Source organism: Achromobacter sp. HZ34 (assembly GCF_002209485.1).
GTDB lineage: Bacteria > Pseudomonadota > Gammaproteobacteria > Burkholderiales > Burkholderiaceae_B > Bordetella_C.
In genome coordinates this window covers 247,872-266,038 of sequence record NZ_NJIX01000003.1, presented here as the reverse complement: position 1 = coordinate 266,038, position 18,167 = coordinate 247,872, and the positions used below count along the sequence as shown (strand labels likewise).

15 protein-coding genes and 1 tRNA gene are annotated in these 18,167 nt (G+C 67.0%); 3 read left to right on the top strand and 13 right to left on the bottom strand.

The window, feature by feature from the left end; all coding sequences use genetic code 11:
- Nucleotides 1–68 precede the first annotated feature (68 nt).
- Nucleotides 69–2,309, top strand: a complete 2,241-nt coding sequence (locus CEY05_RS13360) for a xanthine dehydrogenase family protein molybdopterin-binding subunit (RefSeq protein ID WP_088598819.1) — start codon at nt 69–71, stop codon at nt 2,307–2,309.
- Between the two features lie 73 nt (nt 2,310–2,382).
- Here the strand turns inward: CEY05_RS13360 and CEY05_RS13355 are convergent, their stop codons facing one another.
- The 11 genes from CEY05_RS13355 to CEY05_RS13305 all read right to left on the bottom strand — a co-directional run bounded on the left by CEY05_RS13355 (nt 2,383) and on the right by CEY05_RS13305 (nt 14,653).
- Nucleotides 2,383–3,744: an amidase gene (locus tag CEY05_RS13355; protein ID WP_088598818.1), complete on the bottom strand. Its 1,362-nt coding sequence runs from the start codon at nt 3,742–3,744 to the stop codon at nt 2,383–2,385.
- A 15-nt stretch (nt 3,745–3,759) separates the two neighbouring features.
- Complete coding sequence (locus CEY05_RS13350; protein WP_088598817.1) at nt 3,760–3,975, bottom strand: hypothetical protein; 216 nt, start codon at nt 3,973–3,975, stop codon at nt 3,760–3,762.
- Nucleotides 3,976–4,083: 108 nt separating this feature from the next.
- Nucleotides 4,084–5,499 (bottom strand): amidase, encoded by a 1,416-nt coding sequence (locus CEY05_RS13345; protein ID WP_088598816.1) that lies wholly within the window; start codon nt 5,497–5,499, stop codon nt 4,084–4,086.
- A gap of 45 nt (nt 5,500–5,544) precedes the next feature.
- On the bottom strand, nt 5,545–6,948 hold the full coding sequence (locus CEY05_RS13340) for an amidase (RefSeq protein ID WP_088598815.1): 1,404 nt from the start codon (nt 6,946–6,948) through the stop codon (nt 5,545–5,547).
- On the bottom strand, nt 6,945–7,958 hold the full coding sequence (locus tag CEY05_RS13335) for an ABC transporter ATP-binding protein (RefSeq protein WP_088598814.1): 1,014 nt from the start codon (nt 7,956–7,958) through the stop codon (nt 6,945–6,947). The genes CEY05_RS13340 and CEY05_RS13335 overlap by 4 nt, the downstream gene beginning before the upstream one ends.
- Before the next feature lie 10 nt (nt 7,959–7,968).
- Nucleotides 7,969–9,033: an ABC transporter ATP-binding protein gene (locus CEY05_RS13330; protein ID WP_233161552.1), complete on the bottom strand. Its 1,065-nt coding sequence runs from the start codon at nt 9,031–9,033 to the stop codon at nt 7,969–7,971.
- Nucleotides 9,034–9,187: 154 nt separating this feature from the next.
- On the bottom strand, nt 9,188–10,093 hold the full coding sequence (locus CEY05_RS13325; RefSeq protein ID WP_369825941.1) for an ABC transporter permease: 906 nt from the start codon (nt 10,091–10,093) through the stop codon (nt 9,188–9,190).
- A gap of 12 nt (nt 10,094–10,105) precedes the next feature.
- Nucleotides 10,106–11,029 carry an ABC transporter permease gene (locus tag CEY05_RS13320; RefSeq protein ID WP_088598812.1) on the bottom strand — a complete coding sequence of 308 codons (924 nt, stop codon included), beginning with the start codon at nt 11,027–11,029 and terminating at the stop codon, nt 10,106–10,108.
- Between the two features lie 10 nt (nt 11,030–11,039).
- On the bottom strand, nt 11,040–12,644 hold the full coding sequence (locus CEY05_RS13315; RefSeq protein ID WP_233161509.1) for an ABC transporter substrate-binding protein: 1,605 nt from the start codon (nt 12,642–12,644) through the stop codon (nt 11,040–11,042).
- 108 nt (nt 12,645–12,752) lie between these two features.
- Nucleotides 12,753–14,231, bottom strand: coding sequence for an amidase (locus CEY05_RS13310; protein WP_158219335.1), 1,479 nt, complete (start codon nt 14,229–14,231; stop codon nt 12,753–12,755).
- 110 nt (nt 14,232–14,341) lie between these two features.
- Entirely contained in the window at nt 14,342–14,653 is a 312-nt protein-coding gene (locus tag CEY05_RS13305; RefSeq protein WP_088598809.1) for a hypothetical protein, read from the bottom strand.
- 321 nt (nt 14,654–14,974) lie between these two features.
- Between CEY05_RS13305 and CEY05_RS13300 the strand changes: the two genes are divergently transcribed.
- Nucleotides 14,975–15,712 carry a TetR/AcrR family transcriptional regulator gene (locus CEY05_RS13300; protein WP_088598808.1) on the top strand — a complete coding sequence of 246 codons (738 nt, stop codon included), beginning with the start codon at nt 14,975–14,977 and terminating at the stop codon, nt 15,710–15,712.
- Between the two features lie 16 nt (nt 15,713–15,728).
- Here the strand turns inward: CEY05_RS13300 and CEY05_RS13295 are convergent, their stop codons facing one another.
- A complete protein-coding gene (locus CEY05_RS13295) occupies nt 15,729–16,757 on the bottom strand; it encodes an aldo/keto reductase (protein ID WP_088599207.1) in 1,029 nt (342 codons plus the stop codon).
- A gap of 201 nt (nt 16,758–16,958) precedes the next feature.
- Between CEY05_RS13295 and CEY05_RS13290 the strand changes: the two genes are divergently transcribed.
- Nucleotides 16,959–17,900: a hypothetical protein gene (locus CEY05_RS13290; RefSeq protein WP_369825940.1), complete on the top strand. Its 942-nt coding sequence runs from the start codon at nt 16,959–16,961 to the stop codon at nt 17,898–17,900.
- Nucleotides 17,901–18,012: 112 nt separating this feature from the next.
- On the opposite strand, the gene CEY05_RS31250 is transcribed toward CEY05_RS13290, so the two are convergent.
- Nucleotides 18,013–18,130: transfer RNA gene (locus CEY05_RS31250), tRNA-Val, on the bottom strand.
- Between the last annotated feature and the right edge of the window lie 37 nt (nt 18,131–18,167).

The window sequence follows — 18,167 nt, the reverse complement described above, 5'->3', positions numbered from 1 at the left end:
GCGTAAGCAGCATGAGCACGACGAGCCGCTGGGCACGACGCGCACGACAAGCAGGATAAGGAGCGACCATGTCCACTGTTGCAGAAAAACCGACGACGGCCGCGCCGGCGTCTACTGGCTATGCCGTCATCGGCAAGGCAGTCAGCCGTATCGACGGGCCCCTGAAAGTCAGCGGCCAGGCCACCTATACCGCCGACTTCCATTTCATCGGCATGCGCTACGCCGTGCCCGTGTGCAGCACGATTGCCCACGGCCGCATCGCGGCGCTGGATACGGCAGCCGCCGAGGGCATGCCGGGCGTGCGCCTGGTCTTGCATCGCGGCAATATCGGCCCCCTGTACCGGGTGCAGGGCGCGATGCTGGACGAAGCACGCCCGCCTTTCGATGACGATGTGATCCGCTACTACGGCCAGTATGTGGCGCTGGTGGTGGCCGACACGTTCGAGCAGGCCACCGCCGCTGCCGCTGCCGTGCACGTCAACTATGTCGCGGCGGCGCCGGATGTCGATCCGCATCTGGAAAGCAAGGACGCGCCCGAAGTAAAGAGCGAACGGGGCGATGCGGCGGGTGCCTACGACGCCGCGCCGGTGCGCGTCGACCAGACCTATGCCACCCCCGCCGAAACCCACAATCCCATCGAGCTGCATGCCACCGTGGCAGTGTGGGATGGCGAGGCCTACACGCTGTACGAGACCTCGCAAGCCGTCGTCAACCACCAGGCCGTGATGGTGCAGATGCTGGGGACCAGCAAGGAAAACGTCCGCGTGATCACGCGCTTTCTGGGGTCCGGCTTCGGTGGCAAGCTTTGGCCCTGGCCCCATGCGGCCCTGGCCGCGTGCGCCGCGCGGCAGCTGGGCGTGCCGGTCAAGCTGGTGCTGACGCGTGCCATGATGTTCCAGAACGTCGGGCACCGGCCGCGCACGCAGCAGCGCATGCGCCTGGGCGCGGAGCACGACGGCAGGCTGCTGTCCCTGCGGCAGGACTACTTGAACCAGACCTCCATCCTGGATGACTACGAGGAAAGCTGCGGCGAAGCCACGCCGCATATGTACCGCACGGCGAACCTGCGCGTGACCGCGGGCCTGGCACGCCGGCATATCGGCACGCCCACCTCCATGCGGGGGCCAGGCGCGGTGCCGGGGCTCTACGCGCTGGAATCCGCCATGGACGAGCTGGCGCTGGCCTTGAACATGGATCCGCTGGAACTGCGCCTGCGCAACGAACCGGATCACGACGAAGGCAATGGCCTGCCGTTTTCCTCGCGGCACCTGGTGGAAAGCCTGCGCGTGGGGGCCGAACGCTTCGGCTGGGCTGAGCGCAATCCCGCGGTGGGGTCCATGCGGGGAGACGGTGCCATCCTGGGATGGGGCATGGCTGCCTGTTCCTGGCTGGGGGCGCGCCAGCCTGCCCAGGCCAGCGTGACCTTGCGTGCCGATGGCACGGCGCGGGTGGCCTGCGCAACGCAGGACCTGGGTACGGGAACCTATACCATCATGGCGCAACTGGTCAGCGAGGTAACCGGCATTGCCCTGGAGCGCATCGAGGTCGTCCTGGGTGACACCGCGTTGCCGGAGGGGCCGCTTTCCGGCGGCTCCACCGTCACGGCATCGGTCATCCCGGCAGTGCTGCAGGCCACGCGCGGCGCGGTCAAGAAGTTGCTGAAGACGGCCACCAAGACCAAGGCCTATGCGGATCGCAAGCCGGATACGCTGGCGATGAGCGCGGGCCGCGTCCATGCCAAGGAGGCCGACGCGCAGTCCGGGGTTCCCTATGGGGACATCGTGGCCGAGGCGGGGCTTGGCGCGATCACCGCCGATGCCAATGCGGCGGAGGGCGGCTTGAGCGGCGATCCCCTGAAAAAGAAGTGGTCGATCAATTCCTACGGCGCGCACTTCGTCGAAGTGATGTGGTGGCCTGAAATCGCCCGCCTGCGCGTCAACCGCATCGTCACGGTGATCGATGCCGGCCGCATGCTCAATCCGCGCGCGGCGCGCAACCAGGTCGAGGGCGCGGTGGTCATGGGTGTGGGGATGGCGCTGTTCGAACACACCCACTATGACCCCGCCACCGGCGCGCCGGTGAACCGCAATCTGGCCGACTACATCGTTGCCACCCATGCCGACAGTCCCAGGATAGACGTCACGTTCCTGGATTATCCCGACCCGGTGCTCAACGAACTGGGCGCGCGCGGCGTCGGCGAGATCGGTCTGGCGGGCACCGCGGCGGCGATCGGCAATGCCGTGTATCACGCCACCGGGGTGCGCAAGCGGGAGCTGCCCATCATGATCGAGGACCTGCTGGGGACCTGAGGCCGGGGCCCGGAAGCCAGGCACCCGAAGCCAGGATCCCGAAGCCAGGATCGCAGGGCTGAGCCTCCCAGGCTTACCCCAAGGCGATCGGGTCGAGGCGGCCGCCGGCATGAATGGCCGGCGCGCACGCCGCCGCGATGGCCAGCAGCTGCGCGTCGGAGAAGCGCGGTCCCACCAGCTGGATGCCCAGGGGTAGCGCGCGCTCGCTCTTGCCCACCGGAATGCCGACGCAGGGGACGTGCAACAAGGTCCACATCGCGTTGAAGGTGGGATTGCCCGTGTCCTGCAGGCCCTCGGGGGCTTCACCGGGCGAGGGCGGCGTCATCAGGACGTCGAACTCGCCGCCGCGGCCCCCGCTGGTGGTGGCGAACAGCGTATCGAACTCGGCGCGGCAACGCGCGGCCAGGTCGTAAGCCTCGGCCAACTGCGCCGGCGTGATCTCGCGCGCGTTCTCCACCAGATCGCGGAAGTCCTGGTGCAGCAGATGGTGGCGCCCCAGGTAGTCCGGCAGGAAGGCGGCGCGGCCTTCGCCCCGCATCACCGTCTGTTGCGCGGCATCGAGCCCGTTGAAAGGCGCGGACAGATCGAACTCCACCACCTTCGCGCCGGCTGCTTCCAGGCGCTTGCCCGCTTCCATGAGCGCGGCCCGGCCCCAGGCATCGGCGGCCTCCCAGTTGGGGCCGCGGCACAGGGCCACGCGCAAGCCGCGCAGCGACGGCGCCTGGGCCTGGGTTTGAGTCTGGGGTTGAGCTTCTACCATGCCGGGCAGCCTGAAAGCCTTCCCCACCAATTGCAGGTCGGCGACCGAGCGCCCATACCACCCTATGGTGTCCAGCGTGTGCGAGTACATCTTGGCGCCTTCCCGGCTGACGATGCCATGGGTGGGCTTGATGCCGTAGATCCCGTTGAAAGCAGCGGGGCGGATGTGGGAACCGCCAGTCTGCGTGCCGAAGGCCAGCTGCACCTGGCGATCGCCGACAGCCGCGCCGGAGCCCGACGAAGAGCCGCCCGGCGTGTGCGCCAGGTTGTGTGAGTTGCGGCTGGCGGCGCGCCGTCCGCCGGACGCGAATTCAACCGTGTCGGTCTTGCCGACGACCAGCGCGCCGCTATGGCGCACCACCGCCACGCAGGCGGCGTCCTGGCCCGGACGGTGGTTTACGTAAAGCGGCGAGTTGTGCTGGGTGGGCATGTCGAAGGTATCGATCACGTCCTTGACCCCGAAGGTCAAGCCATGCAGAGGACTGCGCGGGGAGGTCTTGTCCAGTTCCCGCGCATTGCGCAGGACAAGGTCGGGATCGACGTGGCTCCACGCGCGGATCACCGGCTCGCGTGCGGCGATATAGTCCAGCGTGGAGCGGGCCAGTTCCTCCACGGACAGCTTGCGGTCGGCAATCAGCGCCGACGCTTCGGAGGCGGTCAATTCATAGGGCTGCATGGCAAATCCTCGATGTCAGCGTTGGATGGGCGTCGGGGTCGGCATGGCGAACACCAGGGCCGGCTCGTTGTCCTTGATGGGCTGGCGCGGTATCGCCAGACCGGTGCGGGTGACGTTGGCGGACAGTTCGTGCATGCGGGCCAGCATCGCGGCCGGTAGCGTCAGGCCGTAGCGCCGGCAATGAGCGGCGATGTCATCGGCGCTCCAGGCGGGGGTAGTTTCCAGAGGCATGGCAAGCTCCAGGTGAAAGACGTGGAAAACGGGAAAGGGTTAGCAGGAAGCAGGGAACAGGAAACAGGAAGCAGGAGACGAAAGAGGGCTGACAACAATGAGCGCAAGTCAGATCCGCGGGCGTTGTGCGCGCCAGTCGGTCTCGCGTTCGTAGGCGCGCGCCACCTGCAGCACGGTGACCTCGTCGAACCAGCGTCCGACGACCTGGGCGTTGGTGGGCAGGCCGCCCGCATCGAAGCCGGTGCAGAGGGTCATGGCGGGGTGGCCGGATGCGTTGAAAGGCGGGCAGGCGTTCTCGCTGGTGAATGTGCGCAGGATGTCGTTATCCGCGAAGGGCGGCGCCACGTGGTAGGCGCAGGGCGCGATCACGGCATCGACCGAATTCAGCATGGCATTGGTGGCATCGGTCAGTTCGCGCCGTCGCCGTTGCGCCGCCAGGTAGTCGACCGCGCGCGTGGTGTAGCCCGACATCAGCTTGTCGCGCAGCGCGTAGCCCATGTCGGCGCCCCGTTCCTGCAGGTCGCGTTCATGGATGGTGAGCGATTCGCTCCAGTTGATGACGGACGTCACCGCGCGGTAATCCGACACCGGGGCCGGCAGCACCACATCGACCAGGCGGGCGCCTTGCGCCTGCAAGACCCGCGCCATGTCTTCCAGGCCCGCGCGATTGGCGGCATCGACCAGGCCGGTTTCATTACCCAGGTCGCGCAGCACGCCTATGGTCAGGCCGCGCACACCTCGTTCCAGCGCGGCCAGGTAATCCGCCACCGGTACATTGGCGCTGCCAGGATCGCGCGCGTCGTGGCCCGCCACCGCGCGCAGCATGATGGCACTGTCTTCCACCGTCCAGGTCAGCGGCCCCGGGGTGTCCATGGAATAGCAATTGGGCAGGATGCCGTGCCGGCTGATGCGGCCATAGGTCGGTTTCATGCCTTGCAAGCCGCAGGCGGCCGCCGGCAGCCGCACCGACCCGGTGGTGTCGGATCCCATCGCCACCATGGCGGTGCCGGCGGCCACCGCAGCGCCGGAACCCGTGGACGAGCCGCCCGTGAAGTGGTCGAGATTCCAGGGATTGCGGGCCGGTTCGAAAGGCAGGTCGAAGTAGACGCCGCCGTTGCCGGTGCCGTATTCCCACGTGTTGAGCTTGCCCAGCAACACCGCGCCCGCGTCGGCCAGTTTCTCCACCACCGCGGCGTCGTGATCGGGCACGAAGTCCAGCAGCAGCCGCGAGCCGCCGCAGGTGCGCACGCCGCGCGTGTAGTAGTTGTCCTTCACCGCGTAGGGGATGCCGTGCAGCGGTCCGCGCCAACGGCCCGCCATGATGTCGGCCTCGGCCTGGCGTGCGCTGGCGCGCGCGCTGTCGGCGGTGACCAGCAGATAGCTGTGCACGCGCGCGTCGACGGCTTCGATGCGCGCCAGGAAATCATCCAGCAGTTCGACCGGCGACAGTTCGCGGGCCTGCAACAGGCGGGCAGCTTCGCCGGCCGAAAGGTGAAACAACGCGCGGTCCTGGGTGAGGGGCATGATCTTCCCTTGGCGAGACAGGTGTGAGGGGGGCTGCGGACGCGATCAGAGTTGGGGGCGATGCGCGCGCCAGCCGGTGTCGCGTTCGTAGGCCCTGGCCACCTGGAATACCGTGCTTTCATCGAACCAGCGGCCGACGATCTGCGCATTCGTCGGCAGGCCGGCGCCGTCGAAGCCGGTGCAGACAGCCATGGCCGGATGCCCGGACATATTGAAGGGCGGGCAGGCGGTGTCGGAGGTGTACGCGATGACGCGGTCGGGGTCGGCGAATGGCGGCGCGGTATGGAAGGCGCAGGGCAGCACCAGGGCATCGACACTGCGCAGCAGCGCGTCCGTGGCGGCGGCCAGCTCGCGCCGCCGGCGTTGCGCGGCCAGGTAGTCGACTGCGCGCGTCATGAAGCCGTTCATCATCTTGTCGCGCAGGGCCTGTCCCATGTCGGCGGCCCGCGTCATGAAGTCCTGCTCGTGGATGGACAGCGATTCGGTCCAGTTGATGACCGAGCTGGCCTGGCGGTAGTCGGTCACGGTTGCCGGCAGGCACACGTCGACCAGCGTCGCGCCTTGCGCGGCCAGTACGCGCGCCATGTCCTCGATGCCTTGCCAGTTGGCGGCATCGACCCGCTCGCCTTCGGCGCCCAGGTCGCGCACGATCCCTATCCGCAACCCGCGCACCCCGCGTTCGAGGCCCGCCAGGTAATCCGGCACGGGCACGTCCACGCTGCCGGGGTCACGCGCATCGTGGCCGGCCATGGCGCGCAGCGCGATGGCGCTGTCTTCCACGGTCCAGGTCAGCGGTCCCGGCACGTCCAGGGTGTAGCAGTTGGGCAGGATGCCATGGCGGCTGACGCGGCCGTAGGTCGGCTTCATTCCTTGCAGGCCGCAGGCGGCTGCCGGCAGGCGCACCGATCCGCCGGTGTCCGAGCCCAGCGCGAACATGGCGGTCCCGGCTGCCACTGAAGCGCCGGCGCCGGTCGATGAGCCGCCGGTGAAGTGATCCAGGTTCCAGGGATTGCGCGCGGGCTCGAAGGGCAGGTCGAAATGCACGGCGCCGGTGCCGGTGCCGTATTCCCATGTGTTCAGCTTGCCCAGCAGGATGGCGCCGGCGTCGCGCAGGCTTTCGATGGCCGCCGCATCGTGGTCGGGCACGAAGTCCAGTAGCAGCCGCGAGCCGGCGCAGGTGCGCACGCCGCGGGTGTAATAGTTGTCCTTCACCGCGTAAGGGATGCCGTGCAGCGGTCCACGCCAACGTCCGGCCATGATGTCGGCTTCGGCCTGGCGTGCGCTGGCGCGCGCGCTGTCGGCGGTGACCAGCAGGTAGCTGTGCACGCGGGCGTCGACGGCTTCGATGCGCGCCAGGAAATCTTCCAGCAGTTCGACCGGCGACAGCTTGCGCGCTTGCAGCAGGCGGGCGGCTTCGCCGACGGACAGGTGATAACGCTCGGCGCTCATGCGGAATGTTCCTGTAGAAGGGTGATCTGGGAAGGGGGCAGGATGCAGCGCGCCGCGTGGCCGGCGCCTTCGCGCCCGGACAGGGCGGGCACCGCGCTGTCGCACACGGCCTGGCGCACGCCGCAACGCGGCGCGAAGCAGCAGCCGGGCGGCAATGCCGCCAGGTCCGGGGGCGCGCCCGGGATGGGCGCCAGGTCTTCGCCGCGCTGGCCGCCATGGACGGTCGAGCGCAGCAGGCCTTGGGTATAGGGATGGGCGGGATGGTCCATGATGTCCGCGATGGCGCCAGTCTCGACGAAGCGGCCGGCATACATCACGGCCACCTTGTCGGCCACTTCGCAGGCCACGCCAAGGTCGTGCGTGACGAAGATGGTGGCCATGCCCAATTCGCGTTGCAGCTCGCGCATCAGCAGCAGCACCTGGATCTGCACCGTGGCGTCGAGCGCGGTGGTCGGCTCGTCCGCCAGCAACAGCTTGGGCCGGCAGGACAGGGCCAGGGCGATCATGGCGCGCTGGCGCAGGCCGCCAGACAGTTCGTGCGGATACGCGGCCAGGCGCCGGGCCGCCGAAGGAATCTGCACCAGCTCCAGCAGATCGAGCGCGCGGCGCATGGCGGCGCGGCGATCGCAGCCGTCGTGGCGCCGCACGGTCTCGGCGATCTGCTGGCCGATGGTGTACACCGGATCCAGGGCGGTAAGCGGCTCCTGGAAGATCATGGAGATCAGGGAACCGCGGATGTCCGGCAGCTTCTTGCGCGGCAAGGCCAGGACGTCGGTGCCGTCCACGCGCACCTGGCCGCCCAGCTGCGCGCTGTCAGGCAACAGCCGCATCAGCGCGCGCATGGTCACGCTTTTGCCTGAACCCGATTCGCCCAGCAAGCACAGGACTTCGCCCTGGTTCAAGGTGAAGCTGACGCCGTTGACGACCGGCAGGTTCATGTCGCGGTTGGAAAAACGCACGGTCAGGTCCTGCACCTGGACCAGTGCCGAAGTGGGGCTGGGATCTGTCATGGCGGTCTCCTCAAGCCTGCAGGCGCAGCAGGCGGGTGGCGGTCTTGGTGCCGGCAGCGTCGCTGGCCGCGTGCAGGGCGGCGGCGCCGGTCGATGCCGAACTGTCGGCGGCCGTCAGCGGGAAATGGCAGGCGGTCAGGTGGCCCTCGTGGTCCGGCGCCGCCGCCAGCGCGGGGGCCTCGGCCGCGCAGCGTTCCTGCGCGCGGGGGCAGCGGGTGCGGAAGCGGCAGCCCGAAGGCGGATTGATCGGGTTGGGGGGATCGCCGGACAGCGGCGGCTGCGCCACGCGCCTGCGCGGATCCATCGAAGGCCGCGATGACAGCAATGCGGCGGTATAGGGATGGCGGGTAGCGCCGTAGATGCGATCCACCGGTCCCGACTCCACCACCTGGCCCAGGTACATCACCATCACGCGATCGCTGATGTACTGCACCACGTTCAGGTCGTGGGAGATGAAGATATACGTCAGGCCGAGATCACGCTTGAGTTCGCGCAACAGGTTCAGCACCTGCGCTTCGACCGACTTGTCCAGCGCCGAGACCGACTCGTCGAGGATCAGCACGCGCGGACCCATGGCCAGCGCGCGGGCGATGTTGACACGCTGCCGCTGCCCACCGGACAGTTCATGCGGATAACGCTGGGCGTAGCTTTCCGGGTCCAGTCCCACCATGCGCAGCAGCGTCAGCGCCCGGGCCCGCGCCTGCGCGCGCGGCATGCCACCGACGGCCGGGCCGAAGGCGATGCTGTCGGCCAGCGTCAGGCGCGGATTGAGCGAGGCGTAGCTGTCCTGGAACACCATCTGCATATTGCGGCGCAGGTCGCGCACACTGATGCCGCGGACATCGGATACTTCCTCGCCGTCGAAGATCACCGAGCCCGCGTCCGGTTCGATCAGGTGCATCAGCAGGCGCGCGGTGGTGGACTTGCCACAGCCCGACTCGCCGACGATGCCCAGGGTCTCGCCCTTGGCGACGTCGAAGCTGACACCATCGACGGCGCGCACGACGCTGCGCGGGCCGCGCAATGCCGTCCGGCCGATGTCGTAGTGCTTCTGCAAGTCCTTGACGATCAGCATGGGCTGGGCCGGGCCGCCCCGATCGCGCGGATCGGGGCCGCTGTCGCGGTCCAGCAGGCGCAGCGCGTCGCCGTCGCGGGCCGCGCCGGGGGAGACGCTGTTGGAAATTTTTGGACGAGTCTGCTTCTTGCCTCGGAATAGCATGTGGCGCTCCTTATCCGTTCTTGACGTCCATGGCACTACGCAGGCCGTCGCTCATCAGGTTGAAGCACATCGAGGTCACGAAAATCATGATGCCGGGCAGGATGGCGGTCATCGGTGCGACGTAGATGGCCTGGCGCAAGGTGTTCAGCATCAGGCCCCATTCGGCGTTGGGCGGGCTGACGCCCAGGCCCAGGAAGCTCAGGCCCGAGGCGATCACGATGCTGACGCTGATCAGGCTGGAGGCATACACCAGGATGGGACCGACGACGTTGGCCAGCACATGGCCCTGCACGATGCGCCAACCCGACGCGCCGGTGGCGCGCGCCGCCTCCACGAAGTCCTGCTCACGCACCTGCGTGGTGACGCTTTCGGCGATGCGCGCGATGGGTGGAATGAAGACCAGCGTCAGCGAGACGATGCTATTGAGCAGGCCGGCGCCCAGCGCGCCGGAAATGGCCACCGCCAGCAGCACCGAAGGAAAGGCGTAGAACACGTCGATCAGGCGCATGATGATCATGTTCCAGCGCCCGCCAGTGAAGCCCGCGATGATGCCCAGGCCGCCGCCGATCAGCGTCGCCAGCACCACCGGCACGAAGCCGGTGAACAGGGACAGCCGTGCGCCGAAGACCAGCCGGGCCAGCATGTCGCGCCCCAGTTCGTCGGTACCCAGCAGGTGGCCCTGGTAGCCGGGTGGCTTGAGGCGCCGGATCATGCTCATCTTGAAAGGATCGTCCAGCCCCAGCCACGGGGCGGCGATGGCGACGCCGATGATCGCCAGCAGGATGGCGGCACAGGCCAGCGTCAGGGGATCGCGCGACAGGCGGCGCCTGACGGTGTGCCAGTAGCCTCGGCTGGGCCGGCGGAAGGCGGCGGCCGGTGCGATCGCGGCGGCGGCAGGTACGGTCTGCATGCGCATGGAGGTCTCCCGTCAGGCGCGCTTGACGCGCGGGTCGACGAGCATCTGCAGCACGTCGACGATCAGGTTGGTGAAGACGAACAGCATCGCCAGCACAAGAATGGTTCCCTGCAGGATGGGCAGGTCGCGCGTGAAGATGGCCGAGTTCAGCAGGAAGCCGGTGCCCGGCCAGGAGAACACGGTTTCCACCAGGATGGAGCCGCCCAGCATCTGGGCGAACTGCAGGCCCATGACCGCCATGACGGTGGGCGCCACGTTCTTGGCGACGTGCAGGAACACCTGCGGGCCACGCAAGCCCTTGGCATAGAGCGTCTGCACGAATTCCTGGCGGCGGATCTCGCTGACCGACGCCCGCACCGAGCGCGCGATGATGCCCATGGGAATGACGGCCAGCGTCACCGCCGGCAGGATCAGGTGCGCCAGGTCCGGGCCCCCCATGCCCGTGGCCGGCAGCCAGCGCAGCTCCACCGAGAAGAACACGATCAGCACCATGCCCAGCCAATAGTGCGGTAGCGACACGCCGGTCACGGCCACGGCCGTCACCGTGCGGTCCACGCCGCGCCGCCGCGTGTAGCCGGCCAGCGCGCCCAGTGCGCAGCCCCCTACGAAAGCCAGGAAGATGCTGGCGGCCGCCAGCAGCATGGAATTGGCGATGGCCGGGCCGATCTCCGCCGAGACCGGGCGGCCGGTCTTGATCGACATGCCCAGGTCGCCCTGCGTCACGCGTCCCAGCCAGATCAGGTATTGCAGGGGCAAGGGCTTGTCGAAGCCATAAGCGGCCTTGATTTCCTGGACCACCGAGGCCGACGCGTTCTCCGGCAACACGGCGCTGATGGGGTCGCCTGGGGCCAGATGCACCAGGGCAAAGCAGACCAGGGTGACGCCCAGCGCGATGGGCAGGGTGTAGACCAGGCGGCGCAGGAAGTATCTGAGCATGGCGCAATCCTTACTGCAGGTAGACCGGCGTCAGGTCCTGGAACCAGCTTTGGGCCTGCACGAAACCCTTGACGTTGGGCGCCATGGCGCGCGGGTTCAGGTCATGCACCACCCAGATCCACATGGCCTGGTCGACGATGCGCGTGTGCAGCTTGGCCAGGATCGCATCCTGCTTGGCGGGATCGAATTCCACCTTGGCGGCGGCCGCCAGTTCGTCGGCTTCCTTGTCCTGGAACCCGCCCCAGTTGTAGCCTGCCGGGGGCTTCATCTTGGACCACGACGTACCGATCAGGCCGATGTCCGGATCCCAATAGCCGAAGCTGTTGTTGATTCCGTAGACGCCCTTGTTTTCCGGCGCATCGGAACCCGCGCGGCGCCGTGCGCGCAGCGCTTCCCATTCAAGCACTTCAAGCTCGACGTCGAAGCCGACCGCCTTGAGGTTTTCCTGGACGAATTCGTTCATGGGCAGGGGCTGCATCTGTCCCGAACCCGAGGTCGAGATGGCGAACTTGACGTGCAGGGGGTGTTCGGGGCTGTAGCCGGCTTCCTTCATCAGCTTGCGCGCCTCGTCCGGGTCGTAGCGGATCTTGAAGTTCGGCTTGCCGAACCACGGATGCTTGGGATCGACCATGCCTTCGGAGGGAATGGCGGTGCCGCCGAGGAACTCCACCAGGCCCTTGCGATCGATGGCCAGGTTGGCGGCCTTGCGTATGCGGATGTCGCGGAAAGGCGAACCTTCCGAATAGCTCAGTTGATAAGGCCAGTTATGCGGATAGATGTTGGTGACGATCTGCATGCCCGCTTCCTTCAGGCGCGGCAGCGTGTCGGGCGGCGGCGCTTCGATCCAGTCCACCTGCTTGGACAGCAAGGCGGCCACGCGGGTATTGGGATCCGGCATCATCAGCAGCACCATGCGATCGGACTTCGGCACGCGCTTCGGATCCCAGTAATCGGGGTTGCGCACCAGCTCCGCGCGTTCGCGCGGCACCAGTTTGTCCAGCTTCCAGGGGCCGGTGCCGGAGGGCTTCATGGCGAACTTGTTCCAGTCTCCGCCCACTTCCTTGTAGCGCGCCGGGCTGGAGATGCCGACGTCGGCGATCAGGAACGGGAACACGGCGTCGGCCGATTTGGTGGTGATCTCGACGGTCATCGGATCGATGACACGGTAGGACGCGATGTTCAGCACGTATTGGCTGGCCTGCGTGGCCTGGGCCTGGTCGAACTGCGGCGCGTCGCGCTTGAGCAGCTTGTCCAGGTTCCAGACGACGGCATCGGCGGTGAAGGTCGATCCATCGTGGAACTTGACGTTGGGGCGCAGCTTGAAGGTCCACTTGGTGTGCGTGGCCTCGTCCACCGACCAGCTCTCGGCCAGGGCCGGACGCAGCTTGGCGGCGACGTCCGAACGCGACAGGTCCCAGTTGATGAGGCCGTCATACAGGGTGAAGCCGATGAAGCGCATCCCTTCGCCCCCCTGGCTGGCCTGGCCGGTGGTCAAGGGGACGTCGGACAAGGTGGTGGCGACGCGTAGCACCGATTCCGCGCGAGCGCCGGCAGTGGGCAAGGCCAGGGCGAGCGCGGCGGCCATGAGGGGAGCCGCAAGTTTTTTCAGGAGCAAGATGGTTCTCCGAAGCGAAACACGGTTTGACGTTGATCCCGGCGGGGGCCGGGTAATGCGGGTGTGGTGTTTAAAACGGTGTGCGGCGCCAGGTGCGTGGCGGCGGCCTCATGCAAGCGCCGCGGCATCAGACGACGCGGTGGCCTGCGCGGCACGGGCGTTGGTTTTATTGGCGGCGGACTGCGCGCTCAAGCTGGCGATGTCGGGACGGCGCTGGCGCCAGGGCGTGGCCTTTTCGTAGGCATCGCCAACGCGCAGTACGGTGGCTTCGTCGAACAGGCGGCCCGCCAGTTGCAGCGAATAGGGCATGCCGTCGTCGTCGTAGCCGTTGCAGATGGACAGGGCGGGATTGCCGGCGGAATTGAATGGCGTGGTGTAGTTCGGCGCCGCGAACATCCAGTGCGGCGATGTGGGTTCCAGCTTGCCGGCCGGTTCGGTGCAGGGCACGGCCAGCAGGTCCACCGTCCGGTAGACCGCCTGCATGGCGGCAGCCAGCCGTGTCCGCATGCGCATCGCCTGGATGTAGTCCTCGGCGCGTAGTACCGCGCCACAGATGATGCGATAGCGCAGGCTGGCGCCGAACAGTTCGGGCCGCGTGCGCAGGTCCGTTTCATGGATGGCGTAGAGCTCGCCCATGGCGATCACGCGTTTGCAGTCGTTGTATTCGAGCAGGGAAGGCAAGGTCACGGGCCGAAGCGTCGCGCCCAGGCCACGCAGCACTTCCAGCGAGGCTTCGAACGCCCGCCGGTTGCCCGGTGACAGCGGCACCTCTTCATCCATCCAGTGCCATGGCACACCGATCACCAGGCCACGCGCATCGCCATTGAGCGCGGCGCGATAGTCCGGCACCGGCAGGTCGACACTGGCGGGATCGCGGGGATCGTGGCCGGCGGTGAGGTTCAGCAGGATGGCCAGGTCTTCGCTGGTCCAGGCCATGGGACCGGCATGGTCGTGGCTGAACGAATTCGGCAGCACGCCGACACGGCTGACGCGGCCATAGGTGGGCTTGATGCCCGCGATGCCGCAGGCAGCGGCCGGCATGCGGATGGAGCCGCCCGTGTCGGTGCCCATCGTCGCCAGGCAAAGGCCGGCGGCGATGGCCGCGCCAGAACCGGATGACGAGCCGGCGGGGTGGCGCGTGGTGTTCCAGGGATTGTGGGCGGGCGGGGCGACGACATCCCAGGACGGTCCGCCGTGCGCGAATTCCCAGGTGGTGGTCTTGCCCAGGAAGACGCCGCCGGCGCCGGCCAGCGCGGCCTGGGCGTGACAGTCATGCGCCGGGACGTTATCGGCCAGCAGGCGCGATTGGCCGGTGGTGCGCACGCCCGCGGTTTCGTAGACGTCCTTGAGCGTGTAGGGAATGCCGTGCAGCGCACTGCGCGGACCGTCGCGCATGATCTGCGCTTCAGCAAGGCGTGCCTCGATGCGCGCCCGCTCGGGCGTGGGAGTGATAAGGCTGTGTAGCGCGCCGTCGACGTCATCGGCCCTGGCCAGGCAGGCTTCGGTCAGTTCGACAGGAGACAGCGCCTTGGTGGCAATCAAGCGGCTGGCTTCAGCCAGGGTCAGGAAAGTCGGATCCGTGTGCATGCGATACCCTTCGCGCTGACGCGCGTCGTAATGCCCTGCTTGGGACGTTGCGCGCCGCGCGGACATGCCGCGGGCGGACAGCGTGACGATTCTGTGGGGAAGCGCGCGGCTCAGGCCGCCTGGTCCAGCGCCTGGTCGAAAGCCTGGGCGACGAAGATGTGCGCGGGCTCATCGGCGCGCGCATTGCCCCGGCGGATGCGGCCCAGCATCGGGCCGACATAGCGGTAGGCGTCGACCAGTTCGGCTAAATGTGGAGGGGAGAGCGCCAGGCCGGCATGCGCGGCAAGCACGGCCAGGGTCAGTTCGGGCGCGGCGGCGTCGCAAGCGCCGGGTTTGGCTGCAACGGCATTTGCTGCGCTTGCACAAACGCCAGGCGAACTGGTTGCGCCCGCCGCGGGAGGCGAGATGACTGAATCGGACACGGTAAAGCCCCTTGATATGTCTGGGTTCATGTGCGTGCTGCGAGTGCACAAGTCCCTGTTTTCAACTACTTAAGCTGTGAATGCCGAATTAAACAGTTGTTTGATTCTAGGTAGGGGGATTTGAGGCGTCAATATGCAAATGCGGAAAAAATGCTCCCTCATGGAAAGCCCTGATGCGAAGTCCCTCTCTGTAGGGGCTTGTTCTGTAGGGGTAAATCCGAATGCTGCGTTGCGGAATCGCTACCGCTTGTGGGCGGATGCCTGGGCCGCTTAGAATCTTCATTCACTACAATTTAAAACATGTGATTTATCGAGGACGACATGGCGGATTCCCACGATGGGTCGGATACGACCCTTGCGCTGACCGACGGGACAGCGGCGGACATGCCGGTGCCCGATCGCATCCTGGTTGCCGCCAAGGAATTGATTGCCCGCAAGGGGCCGGTGGCGACGACCGTGCGCGATATCTGCGAAGCATCGGAAGTGAACGTGGCGTCGATCCACTATTACTACGGCTCGAAGGAGGCGCTGGTGAAGTCGGTGTTGCTGGCGGTGCTGGAGCCGGTGAATATCGAGCGGCGCGTGCGCCTGGAAGACGCACGCCGGCAGTTCGGCGACACGGCCATTCCCGTTCCGGTGTTATTGGAGGCCTTGTTGCGGCCGTTGGTCGCCTGCGAACGCGCGGCCGATGGCGGGCGTCTGTTCGTACGCATGGAAAATCATCTGCGCGCGGTGCCGGACAGCGACTACACGCTGTTCGTATCCAGGCAGCTGGACGGCTATGCGCAGATGTTCATCGAAGCGCTGGCGGTCGCGTTGCCGCAGTTCAAGCGCGCCGAGCTGATCTGGCGCTATGAATTCGTGCGGGGCTCGGCCATGCATCTGCTGGCCAACTGCGATCCGCTCTCACAGAAATTCAAGGTGTTGGCCGGTGACGGCGCCATGGTCGACCTGGAGGACAACGAATTGATCCTGCGGGAGCTGCTGGTGAATGCCCTGCTGGGCCTCAGCGCTCCCGCGGCCTGGACCGATCGGGACATACTGTCGCGCGGGAACTAGCCCGCGCGATTTCGCCTCATTCCGTCGGGAAGGGATTACGTTCCGCGAAGCCGGCTTGATGCCAGTAAGGGTAGGGACGATCCACCTTGCTGGCGGCATCCAGCTTCGCCACTTGCTCGGAGGTCAGGTTCCAGCCCACGGCGCCCAGGTTGGCGCGCAGTTGCGCCTCATCGCGCGCGCCGATCAGCACGGTGCTTACCGTGGGACGTTGCAGCAGCCAGTTCAGCGCGATCTGCGGCACGGTCTTGCCGGTCTCGGCGGCCACTTCGTCTAGTGCATCAACGACGCGATAGAGATATTCGTCCGGCATCTGCGGGCCCATGTCGGCGGTCTTGTGCAGCCGGCTGTTGGGCGGCAGCGGCTGGCCGCGGCGTATCTTGCCGGTCAGGCGGCCCCAGCCCAGGGGACTCCACACCACGGCGCCCACGCCCTGGTCCTGGCCTAGCGGCATCAGCTCCCATTCGTAGTCGCGGCCGATCAGGGAGTAGTAGGTCTGGTTGGCGACGTAGCGCGGATAGCCGTAGCGGTCCGCCGTGGCCTGCGATTTCATCAGGTGCCAGCCGGAGAAATTGGACACCCCCGTGTAGCGGATCTTGCCGGCGCGTACCAGCGTGTCCAGGGTCGACAGCACTTCTTCCACCGGGGTCTTGGCGTCGAAGCCGTGCAGCTGGAACAGGTCGATGTAGTCCGTGCCCAGGCGCTTGAGCGCGTCCTCGACCGCGCGTATCAGGTGAAAGCGCGACGAGCCCACGTTATTCGGGGTGTCGTCGAAGCGGAAGGTTGCCTTGGTCGAGATGATGACCTGGTCACGGCGTCCCTTGAGCGCTTCGCCCAGGACTTCCTCCGATGCGCCACGCGAGTAGATGTCCGCGGTGTCGAACATCGTCACGCCCGCTTCCAGGCAGATGTCGATCAGGCGGCGTGCTTCGGCGACGTCGGTGCTGCCCCAGGCCTGGAAGAACTCGCCTTTGCCGCCGAACGTGCCGGTTCCGAAACTGAGTACGGGCACCGTGAAACCGGATGCGCCCAAGTGTCGGTATTCCATGTAGACCACCTCGCTGAAAAAATCTTGCACAGGCGGGTCGCCGCATGCGACCCACGGATCGACGATGATGGCCGAGGTAGCGGCCGGGAAAAAGGGGGGCTGGTCGTTTTCTGCATTCCAGAAGCCGGAACAGTGGGGGGGACATCCGGCCCCGTATAATCGCCAGACCCTGGCATGGCCAGTCTGCAGCCGAACCCGCCGATGGAAAATCCCGTTGCCGCCGAACTCGTCGCCGTGCTCGCCGCGGTGACCGATGGCCAGCCCCGTGTGCTGACCACGGAGGACGCGCGCGCGTTGCCGGCGGGGCCTTTCGAACCCAATCATCGCTCGCTGCAGGCGGGCTTGCGTGCCTGGGTGGAGACGCAGACCCATCATCCCTTGGGCTATGTCGAGCAGCTTTATACCTTCGCCGACCGGGACCGTTCCGGCTTGGGCGACACCCAGGTCATCTCCGTCAGCTATCTGGGGTTGACGCGCGAGCCCGCGGAGACGGGTGTGGCCAGTGTGGGCTGGCAGAGCTGGTATCGCTATTTTCCTTGGGAAGACCGGCGCCAGGGGCCGGGAGCCTTGATGGCGGAGGTCATCGAGCCGCGCCTGGCCGCGTGGGTGGGTGGCGCCGCCGATGCCGCCATGCGCCAGCGGCGTGCCGACCGCGCGGCCATCAGCTTCGGCCTGCATGGCGGCGCGTGGAATGAGGACATGGTGCTGCAGCGTTATGAGCTGCTGTTCGAAGTGGGGCTGGTGCCGGAGGCGCAGGGCGTTACCGGCCTGCCGCCGTTGCCGCCCGTGGTGCCGTTGCCGGGCACGCCCATGCGGCATGACCATCGGCGCATACTCGCCACCGGCATTGCGCGCTTGCGCGCCAAGATCAAGTATCGGCCGGTGGTTTTCGAGTTGATGCCGGCCGAATTCACCTTGCTGCAATTGCAGCAGGCGGTGGAAGCGTTGGCGGGGCGTGGCTTGCACAAGCAGAATTTCCGTCGCCTGATCGAGCAGCAGGATCTGGTCGAGGAAACCGGCGCCATGGCCAGCGGCGCCGCCGGTCGTCCTGCCAAACTATTCCGCTTCCGCCGCGACGTCCTGCTCGAACGCGCGATCTCCGGCAGCAAACTGCCCCTGGCGCGGGAGCTGCATCCGGTGTGACCGGCGCGGCGTTACGTGGTGGTGGCAATCCAATCCGGCTGACTACGGCAGGCTCGACACGAGCGGACGCAAAAAAGCCGGCGCGAGGCCGGCTTTTTAACTTCGGAATTCCTGGTGGGCGGTACAAGTTTCGAACTTGTGACCCCTGCCGTGTGAAGGCATCCGGGCGCGCGTCAGTCATTAAAAATCAATGACTTATGCGCTTCTGCGCTACCACTGAGTGGCCGCCCGTGACTCGCAGATGACTCGCAGGACAGCGGTGCCCCA

What these genes read in the sequence shown, in the direction of transcription:
- CEY05_RS13295 (WP_088599207.1), bottom strand. Translation starts at nt 16,757, where the DNA reads ATGGAATACCGACACTTGGGCGCATCCGGTTTCACGGTGCCCGTACTC.
- CEY05_RS13335 (WP_088598814.1), bottom strand. Translation starts at nt 7,958, where the DNA reads ATGACAGATCCCAGCCCCACTTCGGCACTGGTCCAGGTGCAGGACCTG.
- CEY05_RS13320 (WP_088598812.1), bottom strand. Translation starts at nt 11,029, where the DNA reads ATGCTCAGATACTTCCTGCGCCGCCTGGTCTACACCCTGCCCATCGCG.
- CEY05_RS13290 (WP_369825940.1), top strand. Translation starts at nt 16,959, where the DNA reads ATGGAAAATCCCGTTGCCGCCGAACTCGTCGCCGTGCTCGCCGCGGTG.
- CEY05_RS13360 (WP_088598819.1), top strand. Translation starts at nt 69, where the DNA reads ATGTCCACTGTTGCAGAAAAACCGACGACGGCCGCGCCGGCGTCTACT.
- CEY05_RS13340 (WP_088598815.1), bottom strand. Translation starts at nt 6,948, where the DNA reads ATGAGCGCCGAGCGTTATCACCTGTCCGTCGGCGAAGCCGCCCGCCTG.
- CEY05_RS13325 (WP_369825941.1), bottom strand. Translation starts at nt 10,093, where the DNA reads ATGCGCATGCAGACCGTACCTGCCGCCGCCGCGATCGCACCGGCCGCC.
- CEY05_RS13350 (WP_088598817.1), bottom strand. Translation starts at nt 3,975, where the DNA reads ATGCCTCTGGAAACTACCCCCGCCTGGAGCGCCGATGACATCGCCGCT.
- CEY05_RS13330 (WP_233161552.1), bottom strand. Translation starts at nt 9,033, where the DNA reads ATGCTGATCGTCAAGGACTTGCAGAAGCACTACGACATCGGCCGGACG.
- CEY05_RS13345 (WP_088598816.1), bottom strand. Translation starts at nt 5,499, where the DNA reads ATGCCCCTCACCCAGGACCGCGCGTTGTTTCACCTTTCGGCCGGCGAA.
- CEY05_RS13355 (WP_088598818.1), bottom strand. Translation starts at nt 3,744, where the DNA reads ATGCAGCCCTATGAATTGACCGCCTCCGAAGCGTCGGCGCTGATTGCC.
- CEY05_RS13300 (WP_088598808.1), top strand. Translation starts at nt 14,975, where the DNA reads ATGGCGGATTCCCACGATGGGTCGGATACGACCCTTGCGCTGACCGAC.
- CEY05_RS13310 (WP_158219335.1), bottom strand. Translation starts at nt 14,231, where the DNA reads ATGCACACGGATCCGACTTTCCTGACCCTGGCTGAAGCCAGCCGCTTG.